23 protein-coding genes are annotated in these 19,883 nt (G+C 69.5%); 16 read left to right on the top strand and 7 right to left on the bottom strand.

Going from position 1 to position 19,883, the window contains the following annotated elements:
* Position 1: 1 nt before the first annotated feature.
* Together AB5I40_RS06885 and AB5I40_RS06880 are read right to left on the bottom strand one after the other, a co-directional pair.
* Complete coding sequence (locus AB5I40_RS06885) at positions 2-571, bottom strand: D-alanyl-D-alanine carboxypeptidase family protein (protein WP_370940469.1); 570 nt, start codon at positions 569-571, stop codon at positions 2-4.
* 148 nt (positions 572-719) lie between these two features.
* On the bottom strand, positions 720-1,403 hold the full coding sequence (locus tag AB5I40_RS06880; protein ID WP_370937576.1) for an SDR family NAD(P)-dependent oxidoreductase: 684 nt from the start codon (positions 1,401-1,403) through the stop codon (positions 720-722).
* 121 nt (positions 1,404-1,524) lie between these two features.
* Here AB5I40_RS06880 and AB5I40_RS06875 point away from each other — a divergent pair, with 121 nt between their 5' ends.
* The 10 genes from AB5I40_RS06875 (at position 1,525) to AB5I40_RS06830 (ending at position 12,219) form a co-directional block, all read left to right on the top strand.
* Positions 1,525-2,355: a LysR family transcriptional regulator gene (locus AB5I40_RS06875; protein WP_370937575.1), complete on the top strand. Its 831-nt coding sequence runs from the start codon at positions 1,525-1,527 to the stop codon at positions 2,353-2,355.
* A gap of 628 nt (positions 2,356-2,983) precedes the next feature.
* Positions 2,984-3,673 carry a DUF2637 domain-containing protein gene (locus AB5I40_RS06870; protein ID WP_370937574.1) on the top strand — a complete coding sequence of 230 codons (690 nt, stop codon included), beginning with the start codon at positions 2,984-2,986 and terminating at the stop codon, positions 3,671-3,673.
* Positions 3,674-4,123: 450 nt separating this feature from the next.
* Complete coding sequence (locus AB5I40_RS06865) at positions 4,124-5,269, top strand: alpha/beta hydrolase (RefSeq protein WP_370937573.1); 1,146 nt, start codon at positions 4,124-4,126, stop codon at positions 5,267-5,269.
* Between the two features lie 22 nt (positions 5,270-5,291).
* A complete protein-coding gene (locus tag AB5I40_RS06860; protein ID WP_370937572.1) occupies positions 5,292-5,978 on the top strand; it encodes a TetR/AcrR family transcriptional regulator in 687 nt (228 codons plus the stop codon).
* Between the two features lie 145 nt (positions 5,979-6,123).
* Positions 6,124-7,794, top strand: a complete 1,671-nt coding sequence (locus AB5I40_RS06855; RefSeq protein WP_370937571.1) for an AMP-binding protein — start codon at positions 6,124-6,126, stop codon at positions 7,792-7,794.
* Positions 7,791-9,314 carry an FAD-dependent monooxygenase gene (locus AB5I40_RS06850; RefSeq protein WP_370937570.1) on the top strand — a complete coding sequence of 508 codons (1,524 nt, stop codon included), beginning with the start codon at positions 7,791-7,793 and terminating at the stop codon, positions 9,312-9,314. The genes AB5I40_RS06855 and AB5I40_RS06850 overlap by 4 nt, the downstream gene beginning before the upstream one ends.
* The gene (locus AB5I40_RS06845) at positions 9,311-10,069 is read left to right on the top strand and encodes a maleate cis-trans isomerase (RefSeq protein WP_370937569.1); all 759 of its coding nucleotides are present in this window, start codon (positions 9,311-9,313) and stop codon (positions 10,067-10,069) included. Before AB5I40_RS06850 ends, AB5I40_RS06845 begins: the two co-directional genes overlap by 4 nt.
* Before the next feature lie 12 nt (positions 10,070-10,081).
* The gene (locus AB5I40_RS06840) at positions 10,082-10,720 is read left to right on the top strand and encodes a VOC family protein (protein WP_370937568.1); all 639 of its coding nucleotides are present in this window, start codon (positions 10,082-10,084) and stop codon (positions 10,718-10,720) included.
* 1 nt (position 10,721) lies between these two features.
* Complete coding sequence (locus tag AB5I40_RS06835) at positions 10,722-10,976, top strand: hypothetical protein (RefSeq protein ID WP_370937567.1); 255 nt, start codon at positions 10,722-10,724, stop codon at positions 10,974-10,976.
* The gene (locus AB5I40_RS06830) at positions 10,969-12,219 is read left to right on the top strand and encodes an alpha/beta hydrolase (RefSeq protein WP_370937566.1); all 1,251 of its coding nucleotides are present in this window, start codon (positions 10,969-10,971) and stop codon (positions 12,217-12,219) included. Before AB5I40_RS06835 ends, AB5I40_RS06830 begins: the two co-directional genes overlap by 8 nt.
* Positions 12,220-12,766: 547 nt before the next feature.
* Here AB5I40_RS06830 and AB5I40_RS06825 read toward each other — a convergent pair.
* Positions 12,767-13,195, bottom strand: coding sequence for an ArsR/SmtB family transcription factor (locus AB5I40_RS06825; RefSeq protein WP_370937565.1), 429 nt, complete (start codon positions 13,193-13,195; stop codon positions 12,767-12,769).
* 66 nt (positions 13,196-13,261) lie between these two features.
* Here AB5I40_RS06825 and AB5I40_RS06820 point away from each other — a divergent pair, with 66 nt between their 5' ends.
* Positions 13,262-13,399 (top strand): hypothetical protein, encoded by a 138-nt coding sequence (locus tag AB5I40_RS06820; RefSeq protein ID WP_370937564.1) that lies wholly within the window; start codon positions 13,262-13,264, stop codon positions 13,397-13,399.
* A 77-nt stretch (positions 13,400-13,476) separates the two neighbouring features.
* Positions 13,477-14,448, top strand: a complete 972-nt coding sequence (locus AB5I40_RS06815; RefSeq protein WP_370937563.1) for an L-threonylcarbamoyladenylate synthase — start codon at positions 13,477-13,479, stop codon at positions 14,446-14,448.
* Positions 14,449-14,458: 10 nt separating this feature from the next.
* On the opposite strand, the gene AB5I40_RS06810 is transcribed toward AB5I40_RS06815, so the two are convergent.
* Entirely contained in the window at positions 14,459-15,103 is a 645-nt protein-coding gene (locus tag AB5I40_RS06810; RefSeq protein ID WP_370937562.1) for a carbonic anhydrase, read from the bottom strand.
* 65 nt (positions 15,104-15,168) lie between these two features.
* Positions 15,169-16,740: a molybdopterin-dependent oxidoreductase gene (locus AB5I40_RS06805; RefSeq protein ID WP_370937561.1), complete on the bottom strand. Its 1,572-nt coding sequence runs from the start codon at positions 16,738-16,740 to the stop codon at positions 15,169-15,171.
* A 428-nt stretch (positions 16,741-17,168) separates the two neighbouring features.
* On the opposite strand from AB5I40_RS06805, the gene AB5I40_RS06800 reads away from it, so the two are divergent.
* The gene (locus AB5I40_RS06800) at positions 17,169-17,840 is read left to right on the top strand and encodes a fasciclin domain-containing protein (RefSeq protein WP_370937560.1); all 672 of its coding nucleotides are present in this window, start codon (positions 17,169-17,171) and stop codon (positions 17,838-17,840) included.
* Between the two features lie 346 nt (positions 17,841-18,186).
* On the opposite strand, the gene AB5I40_RS06795 is transcribed toward AB5I40_RS06800, so the two are convergent.
* On the bottom strand, positions 18,187-18,348 hold the full coding sequence (locus AB5I40_RS06795; RefSeq protein WP_370937559.1) for a hypothetical protein: 162 nt from the start codon (positions 18,346-18,348) through the stop codon (positions 18,187-18,189).
* 201 nt (positions 18,349-18,549) lie between these two features.
* The gene (locus AB5I40_RS06790; protein WP_370937558.1) at positions 18,550-18,759 is read right to left on the bottom strand and encodes a CsbD family protein; all 210 of its coding nucleotides are present in this window, start codon (positions 18,757-18,759) and stop codon (positions 18,550-18,552) included.
* Between the two features lie 175 nt (positions 18,760-18,934).
* Here AB5I40_RS06790 and AB5I40_RS06785 point away from each other — a divergent pair, with 175 nt between their 5' ends.
* Genes AB5I40_RS06785 through AB5I40_RS06775 form a run of 3 tightly spaced genes read left to right on the top strand, consistent with a single transcriptional unit; the run spans position 18,935 to position 19,883 of the window.
* Positions 18,935-19,396, top strand: coding sequence for an Asp23/Gls24 family envelope stress response protein (locus AB5I40_RS06785; protein WP_370937557.1), 462 nt, complete (start codon positions 18,935-18,937; stop codon positions 19,394-19,396).
* Positions 19,393-19,710, top strand: a complete 318-nt coding sequence (locus tag AB5I40_RS06780) for a hypothetical protein (protein WP_370937556.1) — start codon at positions 19,393-19,395, stop codon at positions 19,708-19,710. The genes AB5I40_RS06785 and AB5I40_RS06780 overlap by 4 nt, the downstream gene beginning before the upstream one ends.
* A complete protein-coding gene (locus tag AB5I40_RS06775; protein WP_344275056.1) occupies positions 19,707-19,883 on the top strand; it encodes a hypothetical protein in 177 nt (58 codons plus the stop codon). The genes AB5I40_RS06780 and AB5I40_RS06775 overlap by 4 nt, the downstream gene beginning before the upstream one ends.

Below are 19,883 nucleotides of genomic sequence, written 5' to 3'. Positions count from 1 at the left end.
TTCACCGTAGAGGCCCCGACAGCCGGCGACCGACGGCGCCCGGATGCGGCAGCCGCTCCGGAGGGCCGGCGGGCCAGTACTCGAAATGCCACCACTCGTTGTCGTACACCCGATACAGGTGATGGCGCGCGCCATGCCGCTCCAGCCAGCGCGACCCCTCGAAAGGCCGCACGTCCAAGGCGGTCCCCGCGACGTGCCGGGACTCGTCCGGCGGCAGCGCCCGCAGCCGGGCCGCCGCCGGCGACCCGCTCCGGCGGACCTCCGCGGCGAACAAGCGTTCCTGTTCCCCGGCGTCCCGGTGTCCAGAGGTGAGTCCGATGAGTTCCCCGTCGTGCCATAACGCCTGCGTGCGCGCCGCGATGAACGCGGCACGGGTTGACGGCGTCAGGCCGGTGAGATCCTCGGCGGGAAAACGGACCGCCAAGGCCCATTGGCAGGCCGTACGCCGAGCCCGCCGCGGCGTGAGCACGAACGCCACCGGCAGCAGCGCCACGGCCAGCATCCGGGTAATCACCTTGTACCAACGATCACGGCGGTGTGCCCAACCGCGATCAGGACAGACGCTGGCCATTGCTACCCCCACTCCGGTCGCGCACCCGACCGCCAGCCCGCTTTTGAGCAGTTGCTCAAACCAGAGCATAGACGAGATTTGAGCAACTGCTCAAGCGGTCTTGTCGCTTGACTGTGAGGCCCGTCCGATGGGGCGCAACGCCGCCCGGTTACGGCGTGATGAGACGTTCGGCGGGGTTACGAGTGGTGTGCATGTCCCAGCAGAGCTGAGCGACGTCGTCCGGTTCCATCGGTGACGCGTCCTCGGGCATGCCCGGCGTGCCGAGAAGCCATGCGCCGAGGGCGACACAACCGACGTAGACGCCTTTGTCGGCCAGCGTGCCGTTGAGGTTGAGCGCCCAGTTGCGGAGGGCGGCACCCGCCGCACCCGAGCTGGCGGCCCACGCTGTCGGCGTGACCGCGCTGGCACCGATGGTGTACAGCACCGTGCCGGTTCCGGCCGCCAGCATCGCAGGCAGCACGGCACGGGTCGCGGTGATCGCGCCGTAGCAGCAGGCCTCGATCTGCGGCCGCAGATTCTCCGCGGTCACGTCCAGCACTCCGGTCATCCCGCCGTCGCCGATCCGTACGTACGGCGCGGAGTACTGCAACACGTCGATTCCCCCGAACTGTGTCGCAGCACTGTTCATGGCGTCGGTCAACGCGGAGCGATCGGTGACGTCGGCGGGAAACCCGGCCGCGGCGACCCCCTCGGCCGCCAGTTTCCGGGTGAGATCGCCGAGGTGTTCCCCGGAGCGGGCGATCAGCGCGACGTCGAAGCCGCGACCGCCGAACACCCTGCCGAGCGACAGGCCAAGGCGGGTTCCGGCCGCGACAAGAGCGATGGTGGGCATTTCGTTTTCTCCTTGCCTCTGTGTTCGTCCGCCGATCACGCGAGCGGAACGACGTTCACCCCATCACCGCCGGACCGGGCACGTCCAAGACCGACCGGGCCGGGATCGATAACCTGAAGAAATGGACGCGCTGGAAACGCGGGAACTGGCGTACTTCTCGACGGTGGCCGACGAGTTGCATTTCGGCCGCGCCGCCGTCCGCCTCGGCATCACGCAGCCCGCGCTGTCGAAGGCGATCCGGCAACTCGAACGCCGCCTTGGCGTCAGCCTGTTCGACCGCACCAGTCGCGCGGTCACGCTGACCGAGGCCGGTCAGGTGCTCGCCCGCGAGGCCCCCGCGGCGCTGGAGGCGGTCATCGCCGCGACCGTGCGGACGCAGCGGGCCGGCACCCCTCGCTTGGTCCTGGCCATGAAACCCGGCGGCGACGCCGGCCTGCTTCCGGCCCTCATCACGGCCTATGAACGCGAACGAGGCGTGCTGCCGATCGAGGTGGTCTTCGGCGCCGACCGCGCACGCATGCTGCGCGAAGGCCAGGCCGACGCGGCGCTCCTGTACGCGCCGCCCGACGACGTCTGCGGTCTGGACACCGAAACGTTGCTGCGCGAAGCACCGGTTGCCGTCCTGCCCGCGTCCCACCCGATCGCACACCGGGCACAACTGTGCATGGCCGATCTCGCGGGCGAAAACCTGCACCAGCATCCCTCCGGCACCGGCGCGCAGAGCGGCATCAGCGAACTGATGCACCTCATCGCACTGGGCCGCAAGGTCGCCGTGCTGCCCGAGTCGCTGACCAAACCCCTCCGCGACGACCTGGCCGCCATTCCCGTGACTGACCTCCCGTCAAGCGTTCTCGCGCTCGCTTGGCCCGCGCACAGCACATCCCCTTCTGTCGCAGCTCTCGCCCGAGCTGCCGGAAGCGTTGCGCAGCAACAGGTCCGCTCCGGAATCTAGGCCACGCCCATCGGCTCGCCCTCGAACAGCGACCGTGAACCCACGCCCCGGTGTCGCCTGCACCTGGTCCCGCACTTCAGAACAAGCACGGCCTGATGGCTCGCGACCGGCGATCTTCCGCCGAGGTGTGGGTCCCCGGCGCCTACCGGGCGGGCGTGCACCCTGCGGCCGCGACATCGCTCCGCACTCTCGCGCCGACCCGCCTCAGGTGCGTTACCAGATCTCCGTATGGCCGGCATGGGAACACCGGCGGCCGCGAATAAACAGGCTCGCCGCCGGGCGAGGCGAACCGGTTGCGCTGGCTGAGTTTCAGCCCCGGACGGCATGACTGCGGCTGCCTTCCGAGGAAGGATTCGTCATCGGATTCCTCGACGGGGCCACCGGCGAGGCGTCGTTTGGCCTGCGGCAGGTCGAGAACGGCGGGCGGGACGCCGACGTGGCGATCGTCGTCGGCAGCTGCGGATCCTCCTCTCGAGACCTTGGCGTCCACTGCCACTGCCGGTGTTGTGTGAGTCCGAGCTACCGGTGAGGCACCCCTGAGAACCACACGGGCGGTTCAGGCTTCTGAGCTGCGGATTTGTGGTGTGGTGGAGTTCGGGATGGAGCGTCGTCGGGGTGGTGGCGTGTGATGAGTCGATCGTGGTCGTTGCGGGTGCAGTGCGGCGCGACGGGTTTGGTGGCGTTGGGTGCTGCGTTTGCGTCGCATCAGCATGGCTGGGTGTTCGCGTTGCGGTTTGACGCGGATGGGACGACGGCGGTGATTTGGCCGTTGATCGTGGACGGGTTGCTGACGTTGGCGACGGTGGAGTTGTGGCGTGGTCAGCGGGGGAGCGGCCGTTGGCTGGCGTGGGCCGCGTTCTTGTTCGGGATTTCGCTGTCGTTGTGTGCGAATATCGGCGCTGCTCCGTCGTTGAGTGTGTTCGGGGTGACAGTGGCGGCGTGTCCTCCGCTTGCTCTGTTGCTTGCTGTGGAGTTGCTCAACCGTGCCTTGCGTCGGCACCGGCCAATGCCGGTCGGCCCTTCGGAGGGGCTCGAGTCGGGTCGACCGGCGGATGAAACCGAGGCAGTCGCGGAACCACGGCCGCCTGGAGCCTCGGTGGGTGACGCGTTGACAGCTGAGCAGCGGCTGCGGCTGCACTATGAGCAGGAGATGGCATCGGGGCGGCGACCGTCGGGTGCGGAGGCGGACCGGGTGGCCGGGACCCGCAACTACGGGCGGCGAGTGTTGCGTCAAGTGGCGGGCCGTCTCGCCTCGTTCGCCCAAAAGTCGGAGGTCCAGGACAGGGAGGCACGGTCCGGCGCTGCCGGTGGTCCCTGAGCGTGGTGTGCGGCGCGTGATGAGTCGCCCCGCGACGGATCGAGTACCTGCCGGTGCCGGACCGTCGACGGGTCGCCCTCGGCTTGATCGCGAACTTCCGAGCCGGGAGGTGTCTGCCCGGCCGGAAAGTCGCCGACAGCGCTTCGCGACCGGAACCGGGCAGTTCGCCGTGAAAATGGCTGGCTGACAAGGCATGTGGACGCGGCTGACGGAGTTCCCGGGTGCCATAGCAGACCCGGAGAAGCGATCGAGGGCGTCTCGACGGTTTGCCGCGCTTCACCCGTCCTCCGCGCCGGAGGAACACCTCCGGCGCTGCTGCGTCCACACCGCCCGAATGTCGGACGCAGCGCTTTCACCTGCGCCGACACTTGACTTCGACACCAATGTCGATAACATGACACGGATGTAACAGGGTGGGCAATGGAGCCCACCTGTCGAAGGGAGACCACCGTGCGCAGCGTGCAACGACGTTTTTCCCGGGTGGCGGCGGTGGCGTCCGCCGCGGTGCTCGCGCTGGCCGGTGCCGCGGCTGTCGCGAGCGCGGCCGACAGCTGGCCGCTGACCCCGAAAGCGGTGCCGGGGCTGCCCGGCGCGCCGGTGGCGGCAGACCTGCCGGACGTGACCTCGGCGAGCGGAGCGCAGTGCCGCAACTATTTCTTCCCGGTCACCGAGCCGGGAAGTTCCGCCGTGCTCAAGGAATTCGGCCAGCTGTGCACCTCCGACCCGGCGCTGCTGGGCAAGCAGCCCGTGCAGGTCCTGATCCACGGCGGGACCTACGACCACACCTACTACGACTGGCCGTACCAGCCGGACCGCTACAACTACGTCCGCTACATGACCCAGCGCGGGTTCACGACCCTGAACCTTGATCGAATCGGGTACGGGCACAGCGATCATCCGCTCGGCGCGAGCATGAACTTCGACGTCGCCGCGAACACCACGCATCAAATTGTGCAGAACCTGCGCCGAGGCGGCCTGGGCACGCAGTTCGGCACTGTCACGCTGAATGGCTACTCGATGGGCGGCCTCACTTCGCAGGTCGAGGCGGGCGCCTTCCACGACGTCGACGCGCTGATGGTGCACGCCGTCGGGCACGGGCTGCTGACCCCGGCTTCGACTGCGCGGCTGGGCACTTTCGCTTATTCCGCACTGCTGGACCCGAAATTCTCCGGGCAGCCGTGGGCGGTCGATCCCGCGTATCTCACCAGCATTCCGGGCCGCCGCACCATTTTCTACGGTCCCGCGTCCACTTTCGACCCGCAGCAGCTGGCCGTCGAGGACGCGACGAAGGACACCATGTCGGCGACCGAGCTCGCGGACATCACCCTGCGCACCTACACCGACCAGACCAAGAACATCGACGCGCCGATCCTGTGGTCGCCGGGCCAGTACGACAAGATCTGGTGCGGCACCACCGACGACTGCGACACCGATCCGATGTCCGCGAACGAGCCGGGCTACTACCGGCCGGGCGTGTTCACCAAGCACATCGTGCAGAACACCGGCCACGCCACGCTGCTCGGCTACGGCGGCGTCGACTATATGAACGAGATCGTCGGCTGGCTCGGCGCGCACGGCATCCACGGCGTGCGGTGAGCCCGCGGGTAAGCTGCGGATCATGTCCACGGCAGAGCGGGGTAAGGGAAAACGCAGCGAGTTGCGCCGCACGCTGGTGACGTCGGAACTGCTCGACACCGCGACCCGGCTGTTCGCGGAAAAGGGCTACGAGGCGACCAGCCTGCTGGACATCGCGAACGCGCTGAACATTTCGCGGCCCGCGCTGTATCACTACGTGAGCAAGAAGGAAGACCTGCTCGCGATGCTCGTCGAACAGGTCACGAACGGTTTCGCCGAGGTGCTCGCCCAGTTCAAGGCGCGCGACGACCTCGCGCCGTCGGAGAAGGTCGCCGACGTCGTCGGGCTGATCGTGCGGCAGCGCGCCGAGCATTCCGACCAGTTCCGCATTCTCGACCGCTCCGAGTCGATCCTGCCGGAACCCCTCGCGGGCGAGCATCTCGAGGCGAAACGCACTGTCCTGCGCGAATTCACCGCGCTGGTGGAGGCGGGCATCGAAACCGGGGAGTTCCGCCCGGTCGACGCGCGCACCGCCGCGTTGTCGCTGCTGGGCATGTGCAACTGGGTCGCCTGGTGGTTCCGGTCCGGCTCGGACGTCGAAGCGGTCGTCGCGACGATCACCGGGCTGGCGACGTCGATGCTCGCCGCAGGCGACAACACCGGGCGCGGACGGCAGGACGCCAAGACGATCGACCAGATCCGCGCGCTCCTGGACCGCCTCGAAGGCTGACCGGGATCCTGCTTTCGGCCGTGCGGCGCACCAGCGCCGCACGGCCTTTTTCGTGTCCCGTGCCGGTCTGGCGCGTTGTGACACCTGTGTCGAACTTTCGACGCAGCTATTGAACTTTCGCTCGGACCGGCTTACCGTCATCCGCATGACGTTGCCTCCACCTGCACCACCGACGACCCCGTACGACGAGGTCAGCGTGCTTGCCTACCGGCGTGCCGGGTTCTGGGCGGGGCGGTCGCTGCCGGCGGAACTGCTCGACTCCGCCCGTCGGCACGGGACGCGGACCGCGCTGCTGGCCGAGGGCCGCGCGTGGACCTACGACGAACTGTTCGACGAAGCCCAGCGGTTCGCGGCCGGGCTGCTTCGCTCCGGCGCGGCCCGGCCGGGCGAGCCGGTGATGTTCCAGATGGGGAACGTCGCCGAGACGGTCGTCGCCTACTTGGGCTGTCTGTTCGCCGCCGCGCCGCCGGTGTGCACGCTGCCGCAGCACGGAACGCGCGAGATCGGCCTGCTCGCGGCGCACGTCGGCGCCCGCACGCTCCTTGTGCAGGCCGACTTCCGCGACGGGCGGTTGCGCGCTCAGGCCGAGCAGCTTCTCGCCGAGGGCTCGGTCGCCGAGGTGGTGACGTGCCGCGGCGAACCGATCGGCACGGCGCCGGCCTACGACCGGCTGGTGGGCGAACCGGTCCGGGAACCGTTGCCCTACCTGGAATCCGACCTCCTGCGCCCCGCGGTCTTCCAGCTCTCCGGCGGCACGACGGGCCTGCCGAAGGTCGCGCCGCGGCTGCACGAGGAATACGCCTACAACGCCCGCGCCTGGGCCGCCGCGATGGCGATGGACGAGCACTCCCGCGTGCTGTATCCGTTGCCGCTCATGCACAACGCCGGGATTTCGCTCGCGCTCCAGCCGTCGATCTTCACCGGCGCGACGCTCGTGCTCGCGTCCTCGGCGGACGTCGACACGGTCCTCGACCTCGTCGCCGAGCACCGCCCGGACGTCCTGCCGCTCGTCCCGCCCGCGCTCGCGGTCCGGCTGCTCGAATCGCCACGCGCCCAGCAGACCGACTTTTCCGGCCTGCGCGATTTCGTCGTGGGCGGACAGCGGCTGCCGGTCGAGGTCGCCGAGCGGCTGCGCGACGAGCTGGGCATCCGGATCCGCCAGATGTTCGGCATGGCGGAAGGGATGTTCCTGGTCACGCCCGCCGGAGCGGACGAGGCGGTGCGCCACCACACGGTCGGCGCGCCGATCTCCGCGGCCGACGAGATCCGGATCCTCGACCCGGTGTCCGAGGACGAGGTGCCGGACGGGGAGGTCGGCGAGTTCGCCGCGCGCGGGCCGTACACGATCCGCGGCTACTACCGCGCCGACGAGCACAACCGGAGCGCGTTCACGCCCGACGGTTTCTACCGCACCGGCGATCTGGCCCGGCGGCACGTCACCGCGGAGGGCGTCAGCTACTCGATCGACGGCCGGATCAAGGACGTGATCAACCGCGGCGTCGAGAAGATCTTCGCCGAAGAAGTGGAGGAGATCATCGTCGCGCATCCGGACGTGGTCACCGCCGCGCTCGTCGCGATGCCCGATCCCGTGCTGGGCGAGCGGGCCTGCGCATATCTCGTGCTGGAGGACGGCGCGCTGCCGCTGACGGTCGAGACGCTGGGCGCGCACCTGCTTGCCCGCGGGCTGGCGAAATACAAACTGCCCGAACGCGTCGAGGTCGTGCCCGCGCTGCCGCTGACGAACGTCGGCAAGGTCGCGAAGAACCGGCTGCGCGAGGACGTCCAGACGAAAATGGTCGAAGGGAGCACCCGATGACCCGGCGGGTGAACGTGCTCGGCGGCGGCCCCGGCGGGCTGTACGCCGCGCGGCTGCTGAAACTGCGCGACCCGGCCCTGGACGTGGTCGTCCACGAGCGGATGGACGGCGCGCAGGGGACGTTCGGGTTCGGCGTCGGCCTGACCGAGGCCACGATGCGCAATCTCGAACAGGCCGATCCGGAAACCGCGGGCCGGGTCCGGGAAGTCAGCTACGTCGGCCACGAACTGCGGTTCGCCGCCGAGGACAGGTCCGTCTGCCTGCACGGCGCGCGGAACCTCGCGGTCGGCCGCGCCGCGCTGCTGCGAGTCCTTACCGAAGCGGCGACCGCGGTCGGCGTCGAGTACCGGGCCGGGTCCCACGCGGATCTGGGCTCAGTGAGCGGCGACGTCGTCATCGCGGCGGACGGCGTCGGCAGCGGGACGCGCGCCAAGCTCAGCTCCGAACTGGGCGTCCGAACCAGCCTCGGGCGGACGCGGTACGTCTGGTGCGGCGCGCCGTTCGCTGCCTCCTCGGCGTTCTTCGCGTCCGTCCGGCGGGGGCGGCAGCTGTTCGTCACGCACGCGTACCCGTACGCCGAGGACCGCAGCACGTTCCTGATCGAAGTGGACGACCAGACCTGGACCGACGCCGGCCTGGGCGAGTTCGACGCGGCGACCGCGCCCGGCGAAACGGACCAGCAAAGCGTGCGGTTGCTCGAAAACGTGCTCTCGGGCCAATTGCGCGGCGGGGAACTGCTCGCCAACCGCACGCGGTGGAGCCGGTTCGTCAACCTCGGCCTCGACCGCTGGCACACCGGGAACGTCGTGCTGCTCGGCGACGCCGCGCACACCGCGCACTACACGCTCGGCTCGGGAACCAAGCTGGCGCTGGAAGACGCGATCGCGCTCGCGGACGCGCTCGCCGGGGAAAGCTCCGTGACGGCCGCCTTCGCCGCGTACGAGCAGACGCGCCGGTCGGCGGTCGAGCGCTTCAAGCAGCTCGCCGGCCGCAGCCAGCGGTGGTGGGATTCCTACCGCTGGCGGGCGGACTGGCCGGCCGAGCGGCTGGGCCTGTCCTACATGACCCGCTCCGGCAACCTGACCATGGCCGACTACGCCGCCTCGGAACCCGAGGTCGTGCGCACCGCGCTGGAGTGGCTGGGCGCCGCGCCGTCCGGCGACCCGGCAGAGTGGGTCCTCGCACAACCGTTGCGCGGCAACGGAATTCAGCTGCCCGCGCGAGCGGTCCCGCGGGCAGATCTCGGCCAGCCGGTCGAGGAGGTCGCGTGGACCGAGCCGGACGTGTGGGGCGAGGCCGCCGACCGGACCGTCGCCCGGCTCGCCGCCGGCGCCGGACCGCTGCTGGTGACCGGGAAACCCGGCGAGTTCTGGGCCCGCGTCGACCTCGCCGAGCGGCTTCGGCTGCAGACCCGCCGGACGGTCGGGGTGGACCTGCCGCGGTCCGCGCGGGCCTTCGCGGCCACCTCGGTCGGCGCCGGCCGGGCCGATTTCGTGACTGTTTCCCAGGAGGATTCGTGACCAGCAATTCCCGGCGCGTCGGGCTGATCGTGCCGAGTTCGAACGTGACCGTCGAGACCGAGCTGCCGCGGCTGCTGCGGCGCGTGGACGGCGTCGAGTTTTCGTTCCACGCCAGCCGGATGCGGATGCACGCCGTCACGCCCGAGCAGCTGCGCGCGATGAACGCGCAGCGCGAGCGGTGCGTGCTGGAAGTCGGCGACGCGCAAACGGACGTGCTGCTCTACGCGTGCCTGGTCGCGGTCATGGCGATGGGTGCCGGCGAGCACCGCGACGCCGAGCTGCGGATCGCGGAGCAGCTCGCGCTCGGCGGATCGGCCACGAAGGTGCTGTCCAGTGCAGGCGCGCTGGTGCGGGCGCTGACCGACCTCGCGGCGAAGCGGGTCGCGCTGGTCATGCCGTACACCGAATCCGTCGCGCGCACGGTTGTCGCATACCTCGAAGCCGAGGGATTCACGATCACCGGCTGGCGCGCACTCGGCGTCGCGGACAACACCGAGGTCGGCTGCATCCCGGGCGAGACCGTGCTGGCCGCTGCCCGCGAACTCGACTTGAGCGACAGCGACGCGCTGGTGATCTCGTGCTGCGTCCAGATGCCGTCGCTCGACCTCGTCCAGCCCGCGGAAGAGGAGTTCGGGCTGCCGGTGCTGTCCGCGGCCACCGCCGGCGCGTACTCGATCCTGCGCGGCTTGGGGCTGCCCGTCGATCTTCCGGGCGCGGGTTCGCTGCTGCGCGCCGACGCCAACGTCCAGGTCTGACAAGGAGTTTCCATGACTGACAAGCCAGTGCACCGCGTGCGCGGGGTCGACCACGCCGCGTTCCCGACCTTCGACCCGGCCGCCACCGTCCGGTTCTACCGCGACGTGCTCAAGTTCCCGATCGTCCACTCGATCTGCGCGGCCGGCTGGGGCCCGGAACGGCACCCGGACTTCCTCCACTTCTTCTTCGACATCGGCGGCGGCGACCGGCTGGCGTTCTTCTACTACTTCGGCTGGGAACCGGCGGGCGACCAGACCGCGCCCGGCGACGCCTGGGCCCGGCTGCCGCACGGCACGCCGAAGTTCTTCGCCGACAGCAGGCATCTCGCGATCAACGTCGAGGACGAGGAAGACCTGCTGGAGTACCGCCGCCGCCTGGACGAATCGGAGTGGCCGGTGGAAATGCAGGTCATGCACGAGACCATCGAGTCCATTTACACGCACGACCCGAACGGCTACATGGTCGAGATAACCCGCGCGCTGCGCCCGGTTACGCCGCAGGAGGACCTCGACGCGGAGCTGACCTTGCAGGCGCTGTGCGACGTCGTGTCCGGCGAGGCGCCGTCGATGGACCAGCTGCTGACCCGCAAGGCCGAGCTGATCGTCGAGCGGGCGGCGTCGTGGGAGCCGGCGGGGAAGGAGCTGGTCTGACATGGCCCGGTTCTACGTTCTCGACGTGCCTGAAAACGTCGGCGTGGTCGACGTCGCGCGGCAGGACGACCACAACACCGTCGACCGGGTCGGGCCGTATTTCCGGATCACCGCACCGGAAACCATCGTGATCGACCGGCGCTCGACCGGCTGCCGGCACGCGGTCTGGTACAGCGCGGTGGCCGGACTGGAAGGATCCGTGATCACTCAGCACGACAAGAACGCGCTGCGGGTCGAAAGGCGGTCGCATGGCTGAGAACGGACTCGGCGTCGGCCGGTATCTCGCTCCTGCGGAGCTGCCCGAAGCGACCACCACGACCGCGCACCAGCTCGCCACAAGCGACGGCGCGAGCGTGAACGGTCTGCTGCGGACAGTCCCGGGCGCGACCACCGTGGCCGTGCTGATGCATCCGCGGCAAGACTTCTCGCATCACGTGCTGGTGCCGGAGCTGCTGAGCCAGGGATACGCGGTGTGGACCCAGGGCACCCGGACGGTCGGCAACGACCTGACGTTGCTGCACGAGCAAGCCCTGCTCGACCTGGCCGCCGGGAACGTTTTCCTGCGGGACAAGGGATTCTCGCGGGTAGTCCTCATCGGACACTCCGGCGGCGCCGCGCTGGCCGCGTTCTACCTCCAGCAGGCCGCCCGCCCGGCGTCCGAGCGGCTGCGCCGGACCCCCAGCGGGAAACCGGTTCCGCTGGGAGAAGCCGAAATGCCGGTCGCGGACGGGTTCCTGATGATGGCCCCGCACCCCGGACAGGGCGCGCTGCTGCTGCGGCTGATCGACCCGTCGGTCGTCGACGAGCGGGACCCGCGCTCGGCCGCCCCGGGCCTGGACCCATACCTTCCGGCCAACGGCTTCGCCGAACCGCCCGGCACGTCCGCGTACTCGCAAGAGTTCGTCGCGGCCTATCGAAAGGCGCAGTACGACCGGATAGCCCGAATCGACGCGGTGGCCCGCGAACTCGCCGAGCAGTCCGCGGCGGCCCGGCGCAGGTACGGCGAAACCCGAGATGCCGCCGATCGCCGGACCGCGTTGGCCACCGGCGTCCTGACCGTCTACCGCACCGACGCCGACCTACGCTCGGTCGACCTGTCCCTCGACCCGAACGACCGCCCGTACGGCTCGCTGTTCGGCCGCCGCCCGGACCTCACCAACTACGGAGTCCTCGGCTTCGGCCGCCTGACGACCCCGGATTCGTGGCTGTCGACCTGGTCGGCGATTTCGGGGAACGCGGACCTGGCGGCCTGCTTGCCCGACGTCACAGTGCCGACGCTGCTGGTGGAACTGACCGGCGACCAGGCGTGTTTCCCGGCCGACGCCCAGCGGTTCCGCGATCTGAGCGGCGCCGCGGACATCACGCACGTGCGGGTGCCGGGGCGCCATTTCGGCGCTCCGCTGCGGGAAGGGATGACCTCCGGGGCGACGCTGGCGGGCGCGGAAATGGGGGAATGGCTGCGCGCCCGCTTCCCGGCCGGGGCGCTCGCGCCGGGCTGACCTCCGATTTCTCCGAGCCGCGGTCGATCGATGCCACCGGGTCCTGCGGCACTCCCGGATCAATGCCTGCGCCAGAGGACCACGAGGACGGTAAACGGGGGCTTGCCGGCTTTGGTCAGCGCTGTTCGGTGTCGCGGATAGACCGGTCGGTGCGGAGCCAGCCCAAGCCTCTCGAACGCATCGTTCCGCGGGTTGTGTGCCCGTGCAGGGATCGGCCTCTCCGTCCTGGTCGGTCTCAGTGACAACGCGGTGCGCCCGATGTGCAGCGACCTATTCGGGACAACGCCAGGGCTCTCTGCGACGCCCCTCGCCGACTGGAACGGTGAGGAACGCAAACGGCTGTTCGTCATGCTGGGACCGCGATCATGCACCGAAGCAGCACGTGCATGCTCGCGCTGGCTTGGGTTGCTCAGTCCGTTCGCGGCGGCAGGCTTGGCCGGTCGGTGGGGTAGAGGCCGATCGCGAAGCCGTAGGTGGTGTGCCCGGATCGCGGCAGGCGGTCGAACTCTTCGACGAGCTGCGCCATTCTTTCCCAGAATTGGGAAGCTTAGTCGGCGGAGATGCGTGCGTGCCGGTTGAAACCCCACAGTCGCCCCTTTTCGAAGGCTGCTGCGGATTCGCGTGCCGCGACATCGAGGTCGTTGAAGTCTCCCGCGGCCGCGGCGTCTGGGATGGCTTGCCCTGCGGCGACGAAGAACAGGCGGGCGGTGCGGCCGTAGAACCGTTCCTCGACCGCCCGGACGCGGCGCGTGCGCACCACCTGCAGCAGGTCGTTGCCGGCGAGGACCTGGACGTGGTGCGCGACGGTGCTCTTGGGACGGTCCAGCGCGGTCGCGAGCTCGGTCACGGTCGCTGCTCGCTCGTGCAGCAGCTGCAGGATGGCCGTGCGCAAGGAGTGCCTGATCGCCTTCACCTGGGCAGGGCTGGTCAACGCCATCCGATCGGCCAGCGGATAGTCCGGAGGGTTGTTCTCCATAGCCGAACAGGCTGGCGTTGCCGAACGTTCCAGATAATTGGATCGTTCGAGGGAGGGGTTTCCGACGTGGCCGAGGTTGTGCTGTACCACCACATCCATCTCGCGGACTTGGTGCGGATGCACTCGGATCCGGCCGGTTCGACGGTGGAGGCACGGTTCGCCGCAGCCGCGCTGCCAGCGCAGGACCCGCACGCCTTAGGCTGACGAACACCTTCGCCTCTCGGATGGACAGCAGCGCCCGCCCGAGGGCGAGAACCGTCCGGACAGAAGAGAGTGCGAGCGTGACCGCGGCAGCTGGCGACATCGAGAAGGCGGCCGGGGTGCTGCGCGACGGAGGCTTGGTGGCCTTCCCGACCGAGACGGTCTACGGCCTGGGCGCGGATGCCTCGGATCCGGCCGCGGTTTCGCGTATTTACCAGGCGAAGGGGCGTCCGCCCACGCATCCGCTGATTGTTCATGTCGCCGGTGCCGAGTATCTGGACGGCTGGGTCGAGAAGGTGCCCGAGCCCGCCCGGCTGCTGGCCGAACAGTTCTGGCCGGGCCCGCTCACCTTGGTGTTGCGGCGCGGCCCGCGGGTGTCGTCGGCGGCGACCGGGGGCCTGGAGACGGTGGGGGTGCGGGTTCCCGGCCATCCGGTGGCGCTGGCGCTGCTGTCGGCGTTCGGCGGCGGCGTGGCGGCTCCGTCGGCCAACCGGTTCGGCTCGGTCAGCCCGACCACGGCGGATGATGTCCGTGCGGAGCTGGGCGATGCCGTCGATTTCGTGCTGGACGGCGGCTCCTGCCAGGTCGGCGTCGAGTCGACCATCGTCGACGCCACCGGCGACACTCTCAGCATCCTTCGGCCCGGCGGGGTGCCCAGGGAAGACCTCGAAGCCGTGCTCGGCGGCTCGCTCGAGGTGCCGTCGTCGAGCCCGATCCGGGTTCCCGGCCAGCATCCGTCGCATTACGCGCCGCGGGCGCGGGTGGTTCTCGTCGAGCCCGGCCAGGTGGTCGTCGAAGCGGAGCGTGCACGGGGACTCGGGCACCGGGTGGGTGTTTTCCTGCCGCCTTCCCAAGAGGGCGTAGCGCTGGAAGTCCGTGCTGTGGTGGCGGTTCCGGCTTCGACGGCCGAGTACGCCCGCGGTCTTTACGGTTTTCTGCGCGAGCTGGACCGGAAGGGATGCGACGTGATTGTCGCGTCGCTTCCGGAGGAGAAGGGGCTGGGCCTCGCGATCGCGAACCGCCTTCGCCGTGCTGCGGGCCCTCGCCCCTGACCCGGTTCGATCAGGACACCGCGTTGGCGGTGGGGACGTCGATGCCGTGTGCGGCCACGACTTCGGCGCTTCCGTCGGCGAGGCGGTAGCGGAGGCCGACGACGGCGGCGCGGCCGTCGGCGACGCGGTCGGCGAGTACGCGGGAGCGGTCGAGCAGCAGGTCGACGGTGTGTTTGACGTGTTCGGCGAGGATTTCGTGTGGTTCGATCCGGCCTGCCGCTCGTGCGGCGAGGACGCTGGGGGTGACTTTTTCGACGACGTCGCGGACGTAGCCGACCGGCGCGAGCCCGTCCTCGAGTGCGGCGCGGGCGGCGCCGACGGCGCCGCAGGAGTCGTGGCCGAGGACGACGACGAGGGGGCAGTTGAGCAGGTCGACGCCGTATTCGATGCTGCCGAGGACTTCGCCGCCGATGACCTGGCCGGCGGTGCGCACGACGAAGAGGTCGCCGAGGCCGCGGTCGAAGATGATTTCGGCGGCGAGGCGGGAGTCGGAGCAGCCGAACAGGACGGCGAAGGGGTGCTGGTTCGGTGCGATCGCCGCGCGCCGGGCCGCGTCCTGGTTGGGGTGTTCCGGCGTGCTGGTGACGAAGCGCTGGTTGCCGGCCATGAGCAGGTCGAACGCTTCCTGCGGGGTCGGCGGTGTCGTGTCGGCCATGGCTTCAGCCTAAGCCGGGAACGGGCTGTGTGGATGTTGTCGTCGTCTCGCTTCAGGGGTGCGGATCACTGGGCGATGAACGTGATCGAATGCCATCCGGTCGCCCCGTCGGGCACCGTCCCGGCGCGCTGATCGGTCTGGATGTAGCCGGATTTGTCCGTGGCGCGGCAAACCACTTGGCGGCTGCCCGGCCGCACGTCGAGTTCGGTCCACCACATCCGCCACGTGTTGCTGTTGACCTCGGCGGACAGCATCGTTTCCTGCCACGGCCCGTTGTCCAGGCGCACTTCGACCTTTTCGATCCCGGTGTGCTGAGCCCACGCGATCCCGGCGACGCGCACCTTTCCGGCGGGGACGGTGTCGAATCCTTTCGGGGAGTCGATCCGCGATTCGGTTTTGATCGGCGCTTCGCGGCCCCAGCCTCGTTTGAGCCAATACGCCTGCTTCGCCTGCCAGGTGGTGACTTCGAGGTCGGTGACCCATTTCGTCGCCGAGACATAGCCGTACAGGCCGGGAATCACCAGCCGGGCCGGGAATCCGTGTTCGATCGGCAGCGGTTCGCCGTTCATCCCGATGGCCAGCATCGCGCCCCGGTTCCGGTCCGTCGCGGCGGCGACGGGGCTGCCGGAGGTCCATCCGTCCACACTGGTCGAGAACAATTGTTCCGCGCCAGGCCGGATTCCGGCTTCGTCCAGCAGATCGGCCAGGTCCACGCCGATGAAGTCCGCGGTGGACACGTAGGTGCCGCCGACCTCGTTGGAGACGCACGTCATGGTGATCGTGCGTTCGACGAGCGGCCGGTCGCGGATGTCGGAGTAGCGGTAGCGCTGTTCGCGCCCGACCATGCCGTGCAGCCGGAGGCTCCAGTCCTCCGCTCGGACCTGCGGAACCGTCAGCGCGGTGTCGACCCGGTAGAAGTCGTTGTTGCGGGTGAGAAAAGTCGGTGTGCCCAGTTTGGCGAAGTCCGCGTCCGCGGGTATCGACGGTGCTGTGCGGGCGGGGACGAGCCGCCCGACCGCGGTGCGGGACGCGTTCGCGTCGCGGGTCCCGGCGAGCAGTTCGCCTGCCGTGGCCGCGGTGCCGGCTCCGACGACCACTCCGGCTCCGGCCAGCAGCACCGTCCGCCGCGAGGTGCCCTGTTCTTCGCCTTTCTCTTGGCGAGAACGGCGGGCCAACCGGTGCAATCCGACGAATACGGCGACCCCGGCGATCAGGCTCGCCAGCGGGGCCAGCAACGCCACCGCGGTCAGGTCGGGGCGTTCGTAAACGGCGAACGCCCCGACGAGACCGAACCCGATGATCACGACGGTGCCCGGCACGGGGGTCCGGCGCGACGCCACGCCCGCCGCGGCGGCCGCCAAGACCATTACCGCCGCCATGCCGCTCAGGAGAACCAGCTTGTCGTAAGTGCCGAAGGTTCGTACGGCGAAATCCTTCAGCTCCACCGGGGTCAGGTCGATCGCCCCGTTGCCCACCGCGAGATAGGGAGACGCGTTGATCGAGATCAGGCCTGCGACCAGGTGCCCGGCGGCAAGCGCCGCCGCGAGGGCGAGGACGCCCAAGAGCGCGCCTGTCCACCACGCCAGCCGGTCCGGGGTTCCGGCAGCAGAGGACTTCCGGTTCGCGTGCGCGTTCATGACAGTGGACCGCCGTTTTCGTGTGGTTCGGTGGGCAACGCGGCGTTGCCGTGCTGCCAGAGAGCGTTCCGGCCGAGCGGGTCGACCGGTGATTCCAGCTCCCGCAAGGGATTCCGGTGTTCGCGCGGGTGGCAGGCCCAGGTGGGACTCGCTGTGCTGTGCATCGCCGGCTGCCTCCGCGTCGCCTGTCGGCGGCAAGCCTGTCTGCTTGCCTTCTCCCGGTCCTTCGTCGCCGACCCGGTCGAAAGATTGGCCTTGCCCGCGATTCCCGTGCCGGACCGGCCTGCCGCGCGAGGCAGACAGGCATTTCGTTCACCCGATCGGGTTTTTCGCTCCGCCGACCCATCCGCTCCGGCAGCCGCGCCGAATGACCGGCATCAGGCAGTTCCGACGGACTGCTACCGCCGCTCAACTAGGAGTGAATCATCGTGAACAAGTTCCGCGTCGCAGGTGTCGGCCTTACCGCGGCAGCCGCGCTGACCCTGACCGCGTGCAGCGGCAACTCGTCCGGCAGCGGCAGCTCCAGCAGCGCGCCCGCGCCGATGTCGAGCTCGATGTCCGCGCCGATGTCCAGCAGCGCTTCCTCGGGCGACGGCGTGACGACGAATGCCGACGTGTTCGGCCCGGCGTGCTCGAAGCTGCCGCAGGGCAACGCCCCCGGTTCGCTCGACTCGATGGGCCCGCAGCCGGTCGCCTCCGCCGCGTCGACGAACCCGTTGCTGACCAAGCTGGTCGCGGCGGTCAAGGCCACGAACCTGGTCGACACCCTCAACAGCCAGCAGGCGATCACCGTGTTCGCCCCCGCCGACTCCGCGTTCGAGGCGCTGGGCGACGCGAAGTTCAAGGAGCTGGCGGGCAAGCCGGACCAGCTCGCGCCGATCCTGCAGTACCACGTCCTGGGCAAGCGCTACGACGCGAAGGGCCTCACCTCCGCAGGTGACGTGACCTCCCTCAACACCGCGGGCGGGCCGATCAAGATCGAAGGCTCCGGCGACAACATGACCGTCAACGGCGCGAAGATCCTCTGCGGCAACATCCCGACCAAGAACGCCACGGTGTTCGTGATCGACAAGGTGCTCACCCCGGGCACGAACAAGTAGCACCAGGGCTCCGGGCTTCCTCCCCTGCTTGCGGGAACCCGGAAAACAGCGGCCGTCGCGGCTCCGTCGATCACCTCGAGCCGCGACGGCCGTGTCTCGCTGCTCGCACCCGAAACCCTTGCGCCACCACAGACTGACGGCGAGGCGCGTGACATTCGCCGTCGGGGGACGCGACAGCGGCAGCGTCCCGCCGGCCGGTGCCACAGCCTGCTCACTCCAGGCTCGCGGCGCCGGCCGGCCCGCGACCCCGCGCGAAACAGAGTGGTGAAGCCGTTGGTCAGCGCCTGACCTGGGTTCGGCCGCACTCATGCCGGACCGGCCTGCTGGCGCAAGTGCGCCGAGGGCGTCAGCCGCGTTCCAGCGCCTTTCGCTTCACGAAACCGATCACGGCGGTCGCGACGAACAGGATCGCTCCCACGATGATCAGCCAGAACAAGCCCTTGACCACCACTCCGAGCACGATGCACGCCAGCCAGACGACCAGCAGCAAACCGAGCAATGCCAGCACAGCACCCTCCTGACTTTCGCGGGACGAACCGCGGTTGACCGGGAATGCCGCGGGCGGACCCGGCGGTCAAATCCGGGTGCCCCCGCGGGAAGAATCGCGCACGCCGGAGAGCCGCGTTTCCTGGACTTTTCAGCAGCAATTCCGGGGTGGGCGCGGGGACTCGAAACAGCTGCGGGGCCCCGCGTGCGCACGGTGGGTAGATCAGTCTTTCTTCAGTGCGTTCTTGACTTTGTCCGCCGCGCCGCCGAGAGCGTCCTTCACGTTTTCCGCGGCTTCTTTGAGCCCGGCCTTCGCCTGGTCGGCGTTGCCTTCGTTCTGCAGTTTCTCGTTGCCGGTCAGCGAACCGGCGGCTTCCTTGGCCTTGCCGCCGAGGTCGTCCGCCTTGGCGCCGATCTTGTCGTCCATCGACATGGATGTCCTCCTTCAACGGGCGTAACAACGAATTCCAGCGTGATGGACAATGCGGAGCGCGAATCGTCACTCACCCGATGATGTGATCGTCGCCACTCGTTCGGGGCGTGAGTTTTGCGTGGCCAGCGAGTCGAACCGATGAACTGAACAACGGGAACCGACTGGAGGAGATTCGATGGCTTCGACGACTGACAGGGCGGCCAAGTCCCAGGACGTGGAGAAGGTCAATGCCGGGCCGCTGACCAGTTCGCAGGGGACGACGACGGTCGCGGACGTGGTGGTGCAGAAGATCGCGGGGCTGGCGACGCGGGAGATCCCGGGCGTGTACGACCTGGGCGGTGGTGCGGCTCGGGCGTTTTCGGCGCTGCGCGAGCGGATCCCGGGTGCGACGGCGTCGGCCGGGCAGGGTGTTTCGGTCGAGGTGGGGGAGAAGCAGGCCGCGGTGGATCTGCAGATCGTGGTCGAGTACGGCGTTTCGATCGCGGAGGTGGCGCGCTCGATCCGGCGGAACGTGATCAGCGCGGTGGAAGGCATGACCGGGCTGGAGGTGGTCGAGGTCAACATCAACGTGGGCGACCTGCACCTGCCGTCCGACGACGAGGAGGACGCCTCCGGAGACAGCGGCCGGGTGCAGTGAATCTGCTCGCGGAGGCGGAGCGGATCGCCGCCGCGGTGCGGGATCTGCCTGTCGTGGTGGACGTGCACGGCGGCCGGTTCGGCCAGGTCGCGACGTTCGGTGCGGGCGGCCGGGTGGGCGGAGTGCGGGTGTCCGAGGAGGACGTCACCGTCGGGGTGACGGTCCGGTCCCCGTTCTCCGCCGGGGAGGTGGCGGCCGCGGTGCGCGCGGCCGTCGCGTCGCCCGGCCGTCCGGTGCACGTGCTCATCGCCGACGTCGACGTGCCGGCCGCGGCGGGAACCGAGTCGGAAAACCGGAAGGAGACGGTGTCGTGAACGCAACGGGATTGGGACTGATCACCGGCCTCGCGCTGGGCATCGCCGCCGCGATCGGCGGCTTCGGCGCGTTCTTGCTGGTCCTTGTGCTGGGCGCGGTGGGGCTGCTGGTCGGCCGCCTGCTCGACGGGAAGCTCGACCTGTCGCAGCTCACCGGCCGCGATCGGGGGTGA

This window comes from Amycolatopsis sp. cg13, assembly GCF_041346965.1.
Classification (GTDB): Bacteria; Actinomycetota; Actinomycetes; order Mycobacteriales; family Pseudonocardiaceae; genus Amycolatopsis.
The sequence above is the reverse complement of the archived record's forward strand: the minus strand, read 5'-3'. Positions and strand labels throughout refer to the sequence as shown.

What these genes read in the sequence shown, in the direction of transcription:
- AB5I40_RS06885 (WP_370940469.1), bottom strand. Translation starts at nt 571, where the DNA reads ATGGCCAGCGTCTGTCCTGATCGCGGTTGGGCACACCGCCGTGATCGT.
- AB5I40_RS06880 (WP_370937576.1), bottom strand. Translation starts at nt 1,403, where the DNA reads ATGCCCACCATCGCTCTTGTCGCGGCCGGAACCCGCCTTGGCCTGTCG.
- AB5I40_RS06875 (WP_370937575.1), top strand. Translation starts at nt 1,525, where the DNA reads ATGGACGCGCTGGAAACGCGGGAACTGGCGTACTTCTCGACGGTGGCC.
- AB5I40_RS06870 (WP_370937574.1), top strand. Translation starts at nt 2,984, where the DNA reads ATGAGTCGATCGTGGTCGTTGCGGGTGCAGTGCGGCGCGACGGGTTTG.
- AB5I40_RS06860 (WP_370937572.1), top strand. Translation starts at nt 5,292, where the DNA reads ATGTCCACGGCAGAGCGGGGTAAGGGAAAACGCAGCGAGTTGCGCCGC.
- AB5I40_RS06855 (WP_370937571.1), top strand. Translation starts at nt 6,124, where the DNA reads ATGACGTTGCCTCCACCTGCACCACCGACGACCCCGTACGACGAGGTC.
- AB5I40_RS06850 (WP_370937570.1), top strand. Translation starts at nt 7,791, where the DNA reads ATGACCCGGCGGGTGAACGTGCTCGGCGGCGGCCCCGGCGGGCTGTAC.
- AB5I40_RS06840 (WP_370937568.1), top strand. Translation starts at nt 10,082, where the DNA reads ATGACTGACAAGCCAGTGCACCGCGTGCGCGGGGTCGACCACGCCGCG.
- AB5I40_RS06835 (WP_370937567.1), top strand. Translation starts at nt 10,722, where the DNA reads ATGGCCCGGTTCTACGTTCTCGACGTGCCTGAAAACGTCGGCGTGGTC.
- AB5I40_RS06830 (WP_370937566.1), top strand. Translation starts at nt 10,969, where the DNA reads ATGGCTGAGAACGGACTCGGCGTCGGCCGGTATCTCGCTCCTGCGGAG.
- AB5I40_RS06825 (WP_370937565.1), bottom strand. Translation starts at nt 13,195, where the DNA reads ATGGAGAACAACCCTCCGGACTATCCGCTGGCCGATCGGATGGCGTTG.
- AB5I40_RS06810 (WP_370937562.1), bottom strand. Translation starts at nt 15,103, where the DNA reads ATGGCCGACACGACACCGCCGACCCCGCAGGAAGCGTTCGACCTGCTC.
- AB5I40_RS06805 (WP_370937561.1), bottom strand. Translation starts at nt 16,740, where the DNA reads ATGAACGCGCACGCGAACCGGAAGTCCTCTGCTGCCGGAACCCCGGAC.
- AB5I40_RS06790 (WP_370937558.1), bottom strand. Translation starts at nt 18,759, where the DNA reads ATGTCGATGGACGACAAGATCGGCGCCAAGGCGGACGACCTCGGCGGC.
- AB5I40_RS06785 (WP_370937557.1), top strand. Translation starts at nt 18,935, where the DNA reads ATGGCTTCGACGACTGACAGGGCGGCCAAGTCCCAGGACGTGGAGAAG.